Source organism: Clostridium cuniculi (assembly GCF_004353185.1).
GTDB lineage: Bacteria > Bacillota > Clostridia > Clostridiales > Clostridiaceae > Clostridium > Clostridium cuniculi.
The window spans coordinates 54,486-69,545 of record NZ_SMUS01000010.1; the positions used below are offsets into that span (position 1 = coordinate 54,486).

Consider the following 15,060-nt stretch of genomic DNA (forward strand, 5'->3'; position numbering starts at 1 on the left):
ATCCTATCTTAAATAATATTTCTTCAAATATTTTAATGCCATACTAGGCATCTTATTTTCAAATATATATTTCTTTATTAAATTAAAACTTCTACTATGCTGAGGTAATTTTAGCAAAAAACTTTTTATTTCTAATGGAGTTTTAACTACTATACCTCCAGAATTAATTAAATTTTTAAATAGTATATCATCATCAATCTCTTTATTAATTTTTATCTCTTTTTTATTAAAATATATACTAAATTGTGAATAACAAACTCCTTCAATAAATACTTGATCACCAAATTCAATATTATTTATTAAACATGCCTTACTATTTTCTAATTTATGTATCTTCACTTGATTATCTTTTTTTCTATGAATAATAATACATTTAAAATTAGTTTCAACTTTTAATTTACCTTCAATAGGCAAGCTATAATTTTCTCCAAATTCCAATATATTATTATTTATATCTTTAAATAATACTGATATAATAACTTCTTCTATATCATTTTCATACCTACTATAAATTTTGTTAATCATATAATCATTACCATTATAGCTAATACCTATTTTTTCATCTATATCATTAAAAAAATGGATATAATTTTCTGAATCAATTTTATATCCTAATTTATCTAACTTTAAAGAATCATCATGTAATGTCAAAAAAGAATTTTCAATATAACTATTAAATATTAATGATATAGTATCTGTTTCTAAATAATAATATTCATCATTATCATTTTGTATTATAGGAGGCCAAATAGTTATAATTTTATTTTTATTCTTAACTAATCTAACATTTAATTCTTTTTTACAAAAATTTTTAATATCAATAAATTCTAAGTCATTTTTAGGAATAAATTTTATTTTATACACATTGTATTTAGGAATAAATAAACTATTTCCTATATTCACTTCTCCTATTTTTTCACACATTATATTATTACTATATTTATCTAAAAAAGAAACTGATTTTGAAATTAAATAATAATACCCATTTATTACTATTTCTTCATTCTTTCTTATATACCTTCCACCTAATTCACCATATGTAAATAACCCTATACACTTATTAATACCTTCAATTTCATTTCCCCAATACTTTTTCATAATATTATTGGCAATAGGAGAACTGTAATTTAAATAATATTTACTTGATATTACATTAATATCCTTATACGTGATTTCATTTTCCAAAAAATTACACTCATTAAAAAAATATTTACTTAAACATATACCCTTATTATCTCTTATATCAAACGATATATTATGTCTACTTAAAAAATTTAAGTCTTTACTTTTTACTCTACGAAATCCTATCGCTAATGTATACATTTGGTCATTTCTCTTAATATATATATTTAATCCATGTTTTTCATATAAAGAACTATATTCACTACCTTGAATTCTAAGTTCACATTTTTTTGTATCTTCATTTAATTTTGTATGCCTAAAAAAAGATTTATGTTTTTCTTTTCTTACAAAAGATAAATATTCCCCACATTGCGGACAAAAGAATCTCTTATCTTTTACTGAAACAGTGTTACCTATTTTTTTCTTTATATCCTCGGCTGTCACAATTTTTTCATTTCCTCTAATGTCTACTTCAAATGCCTTATCCATTATCTATCCTTTCAAAAACATTCATAATAATATATTTTTTTATTATTTAAATTATGATTTTACATATTAAAGTCTTAATTAAAGATATAAAATATATACATACTTTCATCTATTTAATTAATAATTCTACTTCAAAATCTATATTCTAACTCATTATCTTTTCTCTTATCTCACCTATATCATAATAATAACTAAGATACTCTAAAAACGGCTCCTTCAAACTTTCCTTATCAAGCATAGGAGATAAAACTACAGGATAACTCTTATTAAATTCAAATATAACCCTTCTACCAACACGCTCATCTTTACCAAGATCAGGTCTATTCTTTATCTTAGCTTTCATTACCTTAGCTAAATCTAATTCATCAATAATATCTAAAATATTTAATAAAAACTTCTCATTTCTAAAAATTTCATATTTAATAATATAATTATATAAGTCAAGATTATCAAAAATCAGCTCATAATATCTTTGTCTTTCATCTTCATTTTCAACATTATCATTTACGTACTGTGCAGCTAATACACATTTATAGATATAATTTTGCCAGTCAAAATTCTTAACTACTACAGTATCGAACTCTTTTTTGCCTTCCTTTATCTGTGGATATTTCTCAAGTAAATATTCTCTTTTATAAACACAAAATAGTGAGTGCCAAAATAACTCATCAAAATGCACATCTCTATCAGTTTTTAAGTAATATTTAGATATTACATTTACAGCTTCAATAAATAATTCCTTTTTCTCACTTTCACTACCTCTTCCCATATAAATTGGAAAATCTGGTGCTTCATCTATATAAACTACATCTCCTGAAAAATAATCATCATTATTTCTTATTTGATCTTCTAAAAAGTCATTATAAAACTGTTCGCTTTTTTTATATCCATTCTTTAAAAGCCTAATTTCCATCAGAATATAACCTCCTTACTGCAGCTGTATATTTTTCTAACATCTTATCTGATATAGAGTAGATAACTTCATCAATATTTTCTATATTTAATTCACTAATCTTTTTCTTTTTCATAAGATTATATAACTTAAAATCTAACCCATCACTTGGTGGCTCTATTTCATCTAAATCAACTGATTCATAATCCTCACTATTATTTACAATAAATCTATATAAAGCCTTTTGTAATCCCATATATACATAAGGATTATTAAATGTACTACTTTGTGGTAGATCTGTAAATTGTAAAGCTTCATTTTTATAATTTATAATAATTGTTTCACTACCAAGCTCGATTTTTACATCTGACTTTAAGTTTGGATTAACCTTTTTCTCAAATAACTCTAAGGGCTTGTTATTGCTTCCCTCAAAAACAACACTATTCGAAAAACCTAATATTGAGTTTTTAGGCACATAAATTTCATCTTTAAACTCTTCATAAAAAGAACTTAAATCATAATTATTTTTAAAGTTAATTTCTTCATTTGACTGTATAAATAATTGAATTGTAGTTCTTTTACTTAATGATATTCTTGATTTTGAAATACTCTTAGTCTTTTCTCCATATTCAATGTTGAAAAATTTATTATCTTTAGATTGAATAATTAAAACTAAAGTTGCTTGTCCATTTTGCAATAGCTTTTCAATAAATGGAGAAGTAATATCATAATTTATTTCAAATATATATTCATTAGTATTTTCTTCTAAATTAATATCTAATATAAAACTACAATTATCATAACTATTAGATGTATTTGTTAATATAGGATATGGAAAATTTGCATCTTTCTTGTAAATCATATTACACCTCCACGTAGTACATAAATTTTAAAGCTTTATTATAGTTTTCTTTTAGCTTTAATTCTATTTGTACATTACCTTTAACTACTTTTACATCTTTAATTAAATTATCTTCTATTTTACATTTACGTCCTGTAGCTTTATCTATTACATATTCATAATTATCCTTCATATTAAACTCGTTATCATACTCTTGTCCCATTCCATCAATAACTGATAGTGCTATATCACAAAGCTTTACTTTCTTCATTTCATCAGTATATGTAAAATCAAATTTTACATATTCTTTATCTCTTATAATTAATCTCTCTACTCTATCAGGATGCACACTATAAGTTGTTAACTTTTCTGGACTTACTTCATTTACTTCTTGTTCAGTATCATTTTCATCATTTCTTGGTTTCTTTTTTACCTTTTTTAAAGGCTTCTTTTTCTCTTTATTCTTTTTCTTCTTATCTTTAGGATCTTTTTTCTTTGGAATATCCTGTTCAACCTTAACTACAGTTTTATCTTTATTTCCATTACTTAATTTTACCGTTCCAAGTGAATCTGCTAACTCTTGCTTAAATTGACTTTCTACATAATATAATACATCCTCAGTATTCATAACCCCATCTGTGGGATTACTCTTTTTAATTTCATCTTCAATGATTTTTGCCATTACTTTAGATATATTATTTATAAATCTCTTAGCATTTCTTTGTAATCTTTGATCTTTTATATGCTCAAAAGAAAGTTGTGTATGTGATTCATTTTCAAGAGATTTTAAAAATGCATCTTCTTTAGTTGAATCTGGTATTAAGACTGCATTAAAAGGTTTGTTTACATTTCCCTTAACCTTTTTATCTTCAATTTTCATACCTATAGTTCTAATTATGGCTACACGTCCTTTTGGAATAGACTCATCATAATTAAAATATAAATTGAAATTGTATTTCTCTTTTATATCTTCTATTGTAATTTGCATAGGTTTTTTCTTCATATATGTACTTAAATATAATGGAGTAAATTCTTCTTTCATTTCTGCTACATCTTGAACATAATACTTTTTATTTTCTATATACTTTTTAATAGTTTTACTGTTTATATTTTTATCATTTACTATAACTTCTAATTTATTTTCAAGTATTGCAATGAAAAAACTATCGCATATGCTCTTTATAATATCTACTTCATTATTAAATTGTTCTCTTAAAAATGGTATTATTATTTTTAAACCTCTAGTATCCTTTTTAAATATTTCACTAAAAGTATTTTCATAAGGATAAAATCTTTCTTCATGATTTTCAATTTTCTTTATATCTGTAAAGTAACCTGTAGAACGATAATACTTATCTTTATACTTATGCTCTACTAGTTGTACCGTTCCCCCTAAATGTTTATTTCCTTCTTCATCGCAGTTAGCAAAATACATCATATGTAACTCTGAAGCAGCATTAGAAGCTATTTTTCCTATCCCATGTGATCCACCTCTAGCTTTCTCTAAAGTACTATCTTCTTCCTCTGAATGAACACCTTTGTTATATGCATAAATCCCCCATGTATCTTCAGGTCTATAGCTTTGTCCATTTTTAGCCCCTCTTAAGCCTTTTGTGTTATAATCCTCAAAGGATATATAATCAACTTCCTCTTGATTCATTTTATTTTGCATATGTTCTATCGTCTCTTTAGTATAACTATTATGCCCTACAAGACACTCTATTCTTTCTTTTATATTATCTAATCCTGGTATATCACTTTTATTTACTTTTCCTGTTTTTATTGTCACTATAACAGGCTTAGTTTCTCCTGGTATTTTCCCATCCAATGAATTTTGTATATTTTCTCTAACAAGACCAGCTATTCCTAAGTCATAAAATCTTTCTAGTACTTTGTTAAATGTAGATTCTTCTATACCTGGAATAGCTGAAAATTTCCAAAGAGTTTCATTATTCTTCTTAAATATATTTATCATATTTTTCTCCTTATCTATTCCCCATTCAATGCTTTATAATTATGTATACTATAAATTCAGATAATTTATTTATATTTTTATTATCTTTTATTATATAATATTGAGCTTTCTGCTTTTGTCGAATATTGTTATATAAACTCATGTATATTATTGAAATATATCTATTTAATTCCAATAAATTCATTTGTTATTTAAAATTATTAAAAGCACCTACATTTAAGTAAGTGCTTCATACAAAATATTAAAATCCATATTAATTTATGTATTATCCAATAAACACTAATTATTTAATAAACCTACACTTAGGAAACCCACTACATCCAATAAACTCACCATGTTTCCCCTGCCTTTTAACAAGAGCCTTACCACATCTAGGACATATATTATTATTAATATTATTTTCCCTTTCCCTTAAATTCTTTCTTATACTATGTACATGTTCTTTCCTTGTATCCTTAGAATCAATATTGCTCATAAGTAAATCATAATATATTCTCTTTACATCATCTTCCGAAATTAACTTATTATTATAACCTCTAATATAACTTACTACATTACTGTCATACATAACTGGTGTTTTAGTATTTACCCTTAAGGATGCCCTGTTAGTAAAAGCAATTATAGATACAATTAATAAATCTTTCTCTAAATTTAACCTTTCTTTTAATGCAGCTACATGACCATAATTTTGTTTAATAGGATTTCTAAATCTTTCACTTCTTTTATAAATAACTTGTTTCCAATTATCATCATACTCATTTCCAAATATCAATCCCTTATAATTTTTAGTTTCAATTACAAAAATTCCATAAATAGATATAACAACATGGTCAATTTGAGTAGTTCCTCTATCTGTTCTAATCATTACGTTATTAATTACTTTATATTCATTATTGTCTAAAGTATTTAACGCCTTTGATACTTTTCTTTCGCCAATACTTCCTTTAATATTTGGGCTTTTAAACTTAACTATTAATACAATAACTACTAATACTATTATTAATTCCACAGTTATTCCTCCATTTTAAATTATTTTATCTATCAAATAGTATTATAAAGTATTAATATATTTTTATTTGTCGAATTTAGTAGGTAACTCTCTGTAAAAAAATAAAGGCCCTACAAAACGTAAAGCCTTTATTCTTTATAGTTATTTATAAAAAACTTTCAATATTACTTCTTACCTTTTAATGTAACTCCACCAACAGCTGTTACAACTGCTCCAATACATAATGTAAATATTCCACTCATTGCACCTGTTTGTGGTAACTTAGATCCATTGTTGTTTGGTTTTGAAGTTACAGATTCATCCTTTTTATCAGTATCAGAAGAAGTTCCTCCATTACTTTCATCCTTATCCCCTTCCTTATCTCCATTATCTTCAATAACTCCATCATTCTCATCTTCAGTCTTTACTTCACTATTATAAAGACCTTCAACTTCCTTATCAGACAATGCTGTATTGAAAACTGTAATATTATCAAATTTAGCATTTGATATATCCATATCTCCCCAAATGTTACCACTTCCAACTCTAACATCTGTCATTAAAGCTAAGAAATTATCCTTAAAACAAACTGATATATCCTTATTATCTCTACCTACTTCATCTCCATTAACATATACAACAATTCCATCAGGCTTGACAGTATAAGTTACATATTCCCACTTATTGCTTTCTAATGGATTAGATATGCTTGTTACATCTGACCATGCCCCATTAGCATTAATTCTTCCAAATAAATTTGCACTTATTCTTGTAATAGGATAAGTTGGTGTTCCATTTTCCTTTGTCATACTAGCTTCAAACAATGCACTATGCTCAAAGTAATTTGGATCATCTTTATCTACATTAACCCACATGCTAACTGTATACCCCTCTTCAGTAACACTTTCAAAAGTATTATTTGGTAAGGCTAAATAATTAGCTTTTAAAGCACCTTTTTCATTAATTATTTCTAATACATTACCTCTTGTTTCATCTTTAATTACTGTTGCATAACCTACTAATGTTGCACTTCCATCATTACTTCCACTATTAGCAACTAACTTATCTTCTACATTTTCAAAATCATATTTATAAATTGGTTCTACTCCAACCTCTACAGCATTTCCCTTAACAATAACTTTAAAATCTTTTGTCCTAGTTACTTCTCCTTTTGTTAAAGTTGCAGTTAAAATAACTTCTGTATTTTCTTCACCACGTGTAACTTTACCTGTTGAGCTTAATACTTTCTCATTATTAGATTTCCATGTAATTTTAATATCATTTTTACCTTCTGTAGGTAAGTTTATATTTACTTTTGTTTGACTTGGTATTACTTTTTCTAAGTTCTTTTCTTCATATTTTACAAGCATTTCATCAGTTAATTCTACCTTGCTTCCCCAAATTGATTCATTATTATCTCCAATTAATGAAAAAGTCATTGTTTCATTATGCTCTTCTGATTCATCTAATTGCTTAAAGAATACACCCTTATAAGTTACATTATCAATTTCCATTGTACAGTAATAATTTCCATTACCTTGTGACCATGTTCCTTCATAATCACCACTTATTGTTCCATCTTCATTTAAAGTTACATTATAAGTAGTTAGCATTGTACTATAAGTAGTTTCTGCTTCTAATCCATGATTAATAAATTCATAGTCACCTAAAATTTCATCCATTGAATAACCATCTTTTGATATTTCACTACCTAAATATTCATAAACAGCTGTTACTGGCCATCCATCTTCATTTAAGAATTGTTGATGTACTCTAACTTCATGAGTTTCATTTGGATTATTAAAACGAGTATGATAAATAAGATAACGTGATCCATCATCATCAATTAATGCAGAGTTATGTCCACCACATTTATAGCCATTAGAACTAAATTCATTTTCTCCAACTAAATCTAATGATGAGAATTTATAATTTCCAAATAACTTAATTCCCATATCTGTTTGATCTGGATTTAGCCCTGTGTTAATTGATGAATTTCCTTTGGCATCAACATATGGACCTGTAATATCTTTAGATCTAAATAATCTAATTTGATAATTACTAAAACTGTCTGTACCATTTAATCCACAGTAAGATTCATAAAGATAATAATAATCAGATTCTTCATCATAAACAATATATGATCCTTCTCCAGTACCTCCATATCCACCAGAAATTAATAATCCTAAATACTCATCACCAACACCTCTTTCAGTAGGGTAAGTATAACTATAATCTCTAAGGCCTGTTTCATTATCTAACTTCATTAAAAATATACCACCAAACCAAGATCCATAAGACATCCATAGTTGTCCATCTTCATCATATACTACACATGGATCAATTGCATTTGGTCCATAAGTATAATTCCATCCATCATTTAATAAGTATCTATCTGCAACATCATTTGTTCCAGTAACTTTAGAAAAATCTGTTTCAGAGGCTTCTTCACTATTAGTAAATCCTGAATAAACTACTGTACCTTCATAAGTGTATGGTCCATTAATATCATCTGCAGTTGCCAATGCTATTGATGAGTAATAGTTTTGTCCATTTACACTCATATACATACACCATTTACCCATTGCTTCATTATATATAATATCTGGAGCCCATAAGTTCCCTTTTGTTTCATAGTCATCACTTCCATGAGATGCCCATTTAACTCCATCCTTAAAAATATATTCATAATCTGTATTTACTGTAGTAGTATAACTATCCCAATTTCTTAAATCTAAACTTTTAGCATTAGTTAAATGTGTTCCAAAAAGGTAATAATCATCCCCATCTTTTACTATTGATGGATCATGTACTGATATACGTTTTGTAAGACTTTCCTCAGCATTTACTATGTTAATGTTAGAAAAACTTACAGTTGAAACTAACATACTTGCTAAAGTAAATGCCACCACCCTTTTAATCAATTTTGTTTTCATAAAACTCTTATCCCCCTTATACCTTATCTTACTTTTAATCTTGAAGCCTATCCCCTGATTTTAGAATATATATTAATATTAATCCTATTGGTAAATGTTTACAAATCCTCTTTTACTTATCTCAACTTCTTACAGAATTCCACCTTTATTTTCCTCTCTTATTCTCTTTATCTCTTATTTTTTTAGAATAGTACAAGAATATTAGAATAATATTTTTTATAGCCTTTAACTATTTATTTATAAATTTTTTAATATAAAATAAATCAGTTACAAAATAATATTCTGTAACTGATTTATACTACTATACCTATCATATTAAATATTATAATTACCATTATATCTATTCTATATACCTAAACACTATATCCATATTACTTAGCTTTTTATTAACTCTAACCTTATACTTAAAATTCTTACTTTCTATAAATATTAAAGTCATAACTTCCCATAGTAATACAGTTCCTCCTGAATTCAATAATGATGTAAGTAAAGATTCGCCTTTAGCATTTTTAATAAAATACCAACAAGATAAAAGAATTGCTGCGGCAATCATATAATAACAAATTCTTCTTACACCCATAAAGCTTAATTTCTTTTCTCTTGCTAAAAACTCTTTATATGAATTTATTATACTTATTTTAGATACTTCCTCTTTTTCTTCATCTCTAACCTTTGCTGGCATATTTACTATTAGTTCTACGTCAAATTTTTTTAATTTATATGGTACTCTTAAAATATATTCTTGAATCCATCCATCTAAATCAGCATTAATGCTTCGCTCTTTAACATCCCTATAATCAAATTCTCTAAATAACTCTTCATAAGAATCAACTTTAATTGGTATTGTACATTTAATTTTTTCTTTAAGATTATCACTCATAATTTTTACTCCTAACTATCATCTTCCCCTATTACATTTTTTCTTATTAGTATCACTTTTTATTCATTTTCTTTTTATTATCTAACGCAAGACCAATAGCAACGCCTAAACATAATCCTATGGCTAACTGATCAAATATTATCCCAAAGACAAGTCCCATTCCAGTAAAAAGTGGAAAATAGTAATTATTATTATCATTCTTTTTATCATTGTTTTCACTCATAAATTTCACCCCTTATAAATTAACAACTATTATCTTATTATACATAATTTATATATTATAATTACAATTATTATGTAATAAAATAGGATTTATAAAAAATAAAGTAGTTGTAAAACAAACTTTTACAACTACTTTATATTATAATACTTATTATTCTAAATATATTAATTACCTACACAAAAAAATAAACTTAAATATCAAAACTGCTAACATATATATAGCTGTAGTAACTAACATACATGTTCTTAAAATTCTATTCTCCTCTTCAACATCTCTTGCCTCTAATTTATATTCACCTTTAACTAACCTTTTCTTCACTGTAGTTCCTATTATTATTTCAGATAATAAATACCCTATAAGTGGAGCAATTAATCCTCCCATAACAAATTTATAATTATCCTGTGATCTATGGCTGAAAAATAAAATAATTATTGTTAAAACACAACTAATATAATGTGTTATTAGTTGAAATTTAATATTATCATATTCTCTTGCCCAACTTTCATCTGCAAATGAAGCTGAAATACTATTTTTTCAATATCCTCATAAGGAATTATTATTTGCTTTTTTAACTTATTATGATTTATTAATGTCTACTATACTATTTGTACTCATATCCCCACCCCTTATGATAATTATATAATTTTCGTTACTATTTTGTAAATATTTATCTATACAGTTATAATATTGCTGAAAAATATTATTAAATGTAAAAGTATAATTTTAAAACTAAAATGTGTTAATATATAATAAATCACAAAAACTTATATTAAAATATTCAAATATAAATTAATTGGTTAAACAAAATATAGGAGAATTTAAATGAACATTAATAATCTAAAAATACGTAATGCAAAAATAAATGACATAGAAAAAATATTAGAAATTGAACATAATTCCTTTGATAAAAATATCTGTGAAGATAAACAAGTATTTATTGATAGGATTGAGACTTTTAATAAAGGTTTCTTAGTGGCTGAATATAAAGGCGAAATAATTGGATATATTTGTTCTGAAATATGGCTATATAATGAAAACCTTAAGGAAAGTGACTTTTTATTAAATCATTCTATTAAAGAAAGCCATAAAGCTAATGGTGATGAATTATATATATCATCTTTTGCTATTTCATCTAAAGCAAGAAAATATGGTATAGGTAAAATACTGTTTAATTACTTAATTGATAATGTAGATAAATTAATTGCAAACCCTAAATCTCTTTTATTAGTAGTTGCTGAAAATTGGACATCAGCTAGAAATATATATCTTAAGAAGGGATTTCTTGAAGTCTGTATATTGACAGATTTTTTTGATTATGGTAATGTTGAGCCATTTAAAGCAGATGGCATAGTAATGAGAAAGTTATTATAGTGTATAATTTAATAATAAAAAAAGAAAAACTTGAGGTGAAAATAAAATGAAAAATAAAACTTTAAAAAAGCTTGGTTTTATATTACTAGGTTTAATTATTGTTGCTCTTATATTTATAGTTGCATTTTTTACAACTTCTTATGGTCCAAGCACTCAAGCTATGGCTAATTTAGAAGATTCTACATTAGTAGATGTAACTGAAAATAACTTTATAAGTTTTACTCCAGAAAATACAACTGCAACAACAGGCCTAATAATATATCCTGGAGCTAAAGTAGAACCTGAAGCATATGCCCCACTTGCCAATAAAATTGCTCAAGCTGGCTATGAAGTTATTATAACTCCTATGCCATTAAACTTTGCTATATTTGATAGTAATGCTGCTGACGAAGTAATATCAAAATTCACTAATATTAAAAATTGGGTAATTTCTGGCCATTCATTAGGTGGAGTAATGGCTGCCAAATATGCTAGTGAAAATAGTAATATTAAAGGTGTTATTTTTTATGCTTCATATCCTCAGGGGGATGAACTTAAAGATTCTAATATTGAAGTTACTTCAATTTATGGCTCTTTAGATGGTGTTGCAGATTTAGAAAAAATTATTGGTTCTAAAGATCTTTTACCAACTTCTACGACCTTTGTTGAAATAACTGGTGGAAATCATGCACAATTTGGTAGCTATGGTGAACAATCTGGAGACAACCCTGCAGAAATATCTGCTGATGAACAAATAGAAAAAGCTGCTAATGCTTCAATTGAATTATTAGATAAAATTTCTAAGTAATATAATAAACCAGTTGTGAAATATTTCTTTGCAACTGGTTTTTTAACATTAATATATTTCTTTTAGACTTATTTTTAAATCACTAAAAACAGTACTTACATACTCATCATCATTTTTATATACATCTGCAATAACATATTGGTTATCCACTAAAGAATACTGTATAATTTTTCCACTCTGTTCTACAATATTATATTCCTCTACCTTAAACTTTTGATATACTGCAAGTTTAGTTATATAATCATGAGATGCTGTACTTTTAGAAACTACCTCAAATATAATTTTAGGAATTGAAGTAAAACTTTCACCTTTTCTAGTAGCATTCTCACACATAACAAAAATGTCCGGTTTATATTTATATAATTCATCCGTATTTTGAAATATTACTTCTATTTGTTCATCAAAAGGCTCACATTTTGATCCATTAAAGAAACTATCTAATTTAGCTAATATTTTTCTCTTTATTCTATTATGTTCAATAGATGTACTTAAAGTTAGAAATATTGACCCATTATCAAACTCTGCTTTACCATTAAAGTTTTTTTGAATTTCTTCAAAGTCTTCTTCAGAGTATATATAATCCTTAATAATATCCATTTTACCTCTCCTTATTACCTTTCTTCATTTCTTTTATTATAACCTAAAGATCTATTTTCTTAAACATATAATTAATTACTAGTATTAAATAAAACTTCTAAATAAATAAAAAAACAAAACAGTTGCAAAATATCTATTGGCAACTGTTTTGTTTTTTTAACTAAAAGTTATACAACATTTATATTATCTAATATAAAATTCATAATCTCCTCTTCAGACTCAATTTCACTTTTCACAGGGTAACTCTTCTTTACTTTTTCAAACTCTCCTAATACTTTATCTGCTTTTTTCTTATCCTTTAATACAATTAAATTATAAACATACATAAGCCTTTTTCTTGAAATATAACAATCAGTTACTTTTATATAGTTTTGTAACTCTCTTGTATAAAGCTCATCCACCTTTTCCATATTTCCATTTAATATTTCATAAAATAATAATTCACACTTTATTTCGTTTTCATATAATTTTACAATATGGGGAGTTGTATCTAATATATTTTCATAACATTCTTTTGTAATATCAAAATTCAACTTATCCTGATAGTAATTAGCTTCCATGATCCTTAAGCATGTTACCATAGGATTATTTAAATCAATTCCATCCTCTATATTAAACCACTCTATTGGCATATCCTTAATTCTAATTCCCTTGTATACAAGTCCATTTACCTTAAGTTGAATATAAAAACAATATTTTATAAACTTATCTCTTGAAATAGCTATTGTATTATATCCATCGTTAGAAATTCCACCGAACTTCATTGGAATTCCATTAGTTATAATGCATAAAACACCTACAAAAATTAAAGTAAATAATATAACTTTTATATATTTATTAGTATCTACTGACATTAATACTATTAAACTTATAATAGAAGTTATAGCATTCATTAATATTCCACCTAAATTATATAAAATATACCTTAGCTCTTCATAATTATTAGTTTTAGGCATCATTAAACATTGACCACCAGTGCCTTTAATTTTAAATTTTTTTAATTTAAATTTCCCTTCATCTTTTACAATAGTGATACTACCAACTCTAAAAGATATAAATTCATATCCAGAAATTAAGCCAAAAATTAAATGACCTGCCTCATGTATTACAACTTGTATAATAAATGAAAAGTAAAAGATTAAAATACATAATAGAATTGTAAATATAGATATTTCAAAGGATAATCCATATTGATCCATTCTTTCTCCTAATAAAAATCCTCCGAAAAAACCCAGTAATAGTAGTGCTAAACTAAAGCAAATAGTAAGTATGCTCTTTTTTCTCTTTTTTCCCATGTTTCCCTCCTAAATCCCCATACATATTATACCATATTCTACTAAACAAATAAAATGTAAGTTACAATATTTTATTCTAAAAATAATACATAAATTAATTTAATTTTACTTTATGATCCTAATGTGTTAACAATAAAGCAGCTACAAAACATTATTTTTGTAGCTGCTTTATTATCTTCTTTTAACTATATCTCTACTTTTAGTTCTTCTACTTCTTTTTCAATTTCTTCTAATCTCTCGTATATAGCTTCACATCTATATTCCGCATATTTTAAATTCCCAACATACTCTTTAAACTCTTCTTTAGAATATCTCTTGAAATCATATTCTAAATCTGCCTCTGCTAAACTAACAGCCTCATAAAATCCAGCAGTACAAGGAGCTATTCCTCTCATTTCAAGCTCAAATATTGAACTTATTTTATTAATTGGATACTCTTTTATCCCCTCAAAATCATCATCTACTTCAATTACTTCTCCACCATTTTTTATACTTATTGATCTTAGAGGGTTTGTCCCTAATATTTCAGCCTCTTCTCTAAATTCCTTAATTAAATCTACTGCTTCATTTGATAATTTCATTAGTTTCTCTAACTTGTTCATTTTTATTCCTCTTCTTGATATTATTTATAATTGTAATTTGTTTCATTCTCAACTGTAATTTG

The 15,060-nt window shown here is 25.7% G+C and carries 14 protein-coding genes; 2 read left to right on the forward strand and 12 right to left on the reverse strand.

Annotated elements, in window-relative coordinates; genetic code table 11:
* Positions 1 to 3 precede the first annotated feature (3 nt).
* The 9 genes from EJJ37_RS06750 to EJJ37_RS06790 all read right to left on the reverse strand — a co-directional run bounded on the left by EJJ37_RS06750 (position 4) and on the right by EJJ37_RS06790 (position 10,727).
* Positions 4 to 1,611: a hypothetical protein gene (locus EJJ37_RS06750; protein ID WP_133014835.1), complete on the reverse strand. Its 1,608-nt coding sequence runs from the start codon at positions 1,609 to 1,611 to the stop codon at positions 4 to 6.
* Between the two features lie 145 nt (positions 1,612 to 1,756).
* Positions 1,757 to 2,524 (reverse strand): DUF6339 family protein, encoded by a 768-nt coding sequence (locus EJJ37_RS06755; protein ID WP_133014836.1) that lies wholly within the window; start codon positions 2,522 to 2,524, stop codon positions 1,757 to 1,759.
* Positions 2,514 to 3,365 carry a hypothetical protein gene (locus EJJ37_RS06760; protein ID WP_133014837.1) on the reverse strand — a complete coding sequence of 284 codons (852 nt, stop codon included), beginning with the start codon at positions 3,363 to 3,365 and terminating at the stop codon, positions 2,514 to 2,516. The genes EJJ37_RS06755 and EJJ37_RS06760 overlap by 11 nt, the downstream gene beginning before the upstream one ends.
* A 1-nt stretch (position 3,366) precedes the next feature.
* Positions 3,367 to 5,319 (reverse strand): hypothetical protein, encoded by a 1,953-nt coding sequence (locus EJJ37_RS06765; protein ID WP_133014838.1) that lies wholly within the window; start codon positions 5,317 to 5,319, stop codon positions 3,367 to 3,369.
* A 283-nt stretch (positions 5,320 to 5,602) separates the two neighbouring features.
* A complete protein-coding gene (locus EJJ37_RS06770; protein WP_243124847.1) occupies positions 5,603 to 6,328 on the reverse strand; it encodes an NERD domain-containing protein in 726 nt (241 codons plus the stop codon).
* A 164-nt stretch (positions 6,329 to 6,492) separates the two neighbouring features.
* Positions 6,493 to 9,243 (reverse strand): family 43 glycosylhydrolase, encoded by a 2,751-nt coding sequence (locus EJJ37_RS06775; RefSeq protein ID WP_133014840.1) that lies wholly within the window; start codon positions 9,241 to 9,243, stop codon positions 6,493 to 6,495.
* A gap of 340 nt (positions 9,244 to 9,583) precedes the next feature.
* Positions 9,584 to 10,123 (reverse strand): hypothetical protein, encoded by a 540-nt coding sequence (locus EJJ37_RS06780; protein ID WP_133014841.1) that lies wholly within the window; start codon positions 10,121 to 10,123, stop codon positions 9,584 to 9,586.
* 52 nt (positions 10,124 to 10,175) lie between these two features.
* The gene (locus EJJ37_RS20690) at positions 10,176 to 10,346 is read right to left on the reverse strand and encodes a glycine zipper domain-containing protein (RefSeq protein WP_204572650.1); all 171 of its coding nucleotides are present in this window, start codon (positions 10,344 to 10,346) and stop codon (positions 10,176 to 10,178) included.
* A gap of 168 nt (positions 10,347 to 10,514) precedes the next feature.
* The gene (locus EJJ37_RS06790; protein WP_133014842.1) at positions 10,515 to 10,727 is read right to left on the reverse strand and encodes a hypothetical protein; all 213 of its coding nucleotides are present in this window, start codon (positions 10,725 to 10,727) and stop codon (positions 10,515 to 10,517) included.
* 441 nt (positions 10,728 to 11,168) lie between these two features.
* On the opposite strand from EJJ37_RS06790, the gene EJJ37_RS06795 reads away from it, so the two are divergent.
* Positions 11,169 to 11,717 (forward strand): GNAT family N-acetyltransferase, encoded by a 549-nt coding sequence (locus EJJ37_RS06795; protein WP_204596854.1) that lies wholly within the window; start codon positions 11,169 to 11,171, stop codon positions 11,715 to 11,717.
* 46 nt (positions 11,718 to 11,763) lie between these two features.
* Complete coding sequence (locus EJJ37_RS06800) at positions 11,764 to 12,504, forward strand: alpha/beta hydrolase (protein ID WP_133014843.1); 741 nt, start codon at positions 11,764 to 11,766, stop codon at positions 12,502 to 12,504.
* Positions 12,505 to 12,552: 48 nt separating this feature from the next.
* Here the strand turns inward: EJJ37_RS06800 and EJJ37_RS06805 are convergent, their stop codons facing one another.
* The 3 genes from EJJ37_RS06805 to EJJ37_RS06815 form a co-directional block, all read right to left on the reverse strand.
* Positions 12,553 to 13,101 carry a Uma2 family endonuclease gene (locus EJJ37_RS06805; RefSeq protein WP_133014844.1) on the reverse strand — a complete coding sequence of 183 codons (549 nt, stop codon included), beginning with the start codon at positions 13,099 to 13,101 and terminating at the stop codon, positions 12,553 to 12,555.
* A 167-nt stretch (positions 13,102 to 13,268) separates the two neighbouring features.
* A complete protein-coding gene (locus EJJ37_RS06810; RefSeq protein ID WP_133014845.1) occupies positions 13,269 to 14,396 on the reverse strand; it encodes a site-2 protease family protein in 1,128 nt (375 codons plus the stop codon).
* A 185-nt stretch (positions 14,397 to 14,581) separates the two neighbouring features.
* Positions 14,582 to 14,998, reverse strand: coding sequence for a hypothetical protein (locus EJJ37_RS06815; RefSeq protein WP_133014846.1), 417 nt, complete (start codon positions 14,996 to 14,998; stop codon positions 14,582 to 14,584).
* Between the last annotated feature and the right edge of the window lie 62 nt (positions 14,999 to 15,060).

Coding starts and splice junctions, on each gene's coding strand:
- EJJ37_RS06750 (WP_133014835.1), bottom strand. CDS start 1,611: ATGGATAAGGCATTTGAAGTAGACATTAGAGGAAATGAAAAAATTGTG.
- EJJ37_RS06755 (WP_133014836.1), bottom strand. CDS start 2,524: ATGGAAATTAGGCTTTTAAAGAATGGATATAAAAAAAGCGAACAGTTT.
- EJJ37_RS06760 (WP_133014837.1), bottom strand. CDS start 3,365: ATGATTTACAAGAAAGATGCAAATTTTCCATATCCTATATTAACAAAT.
- EJJ37_RS06765 (WP_133014838.1), bottom strand. CDS start 5,319: ATGATAAATATATTTAAGAAGAATAATGAAACTCTTTGGAAATTTTCA.
- EJJ37_RS06775 (WP_133014840.1), bottom strand. CDS start 9,243: ATGAAAACAAAATTGATTAAAAGGGTGGTGGCATTTACTTTAGCAAGT.
- EJJ37_RS06780 (WP_133014841.1), bottom strand. CDS start 10,123: ATGAGTGATAATCTTAAAGAAAAAATTAAATGTACAATACCAATTAAA.
- EJJ37_RS20690 (WP_204572650.1), bottom strand. CDS start 10,346: ATGAGTGAAAACAATGATAAAAAGAATGATAATAATAATTACTATTTT.
- EJJ37_RS06790 (WP_133014842.1), bottom strand. CDS start 10,727: ATGGGAGGATTAATTGCTCCACTTATAGGGTATTTATTATCTGAAATA.
- EJJ37_RS06795 (WP_204596854.1), top strand. CDS start 11,169: ATGAACATTAATAATCTAAAAATACGTAATGCAAAAATAAATGACATA.
- EJJ37_RS06800 (WP_133014843.1), top strand. CDS start 11,764: ATGAAAAATAAAACTTTAAAAAAGCTTGGTTTTATATTACTAGGTTTA.
- EJJ37_RS06805 (WP_133014844.1), bottom strand. CDS start 13,101: ATGGATATTATTAAGGATTATATATACTCTGAAGAAGACTTTGAAGAA.
- EJJ37_RS06810 (WP_133014845.1), bottom strand. CDS start 14,396: ATGGGAAAAAAGAGAAAAAAGAGCATACTTACTATTTGCTTTAGTTTA.
- EJJ37_RS06815 (WP_133014846.1), bottom strand. CDS start 14,998: ATGAACAAGTTAGAGAAACTAATGAAATTATCAAATGAAGCAGTAGAT.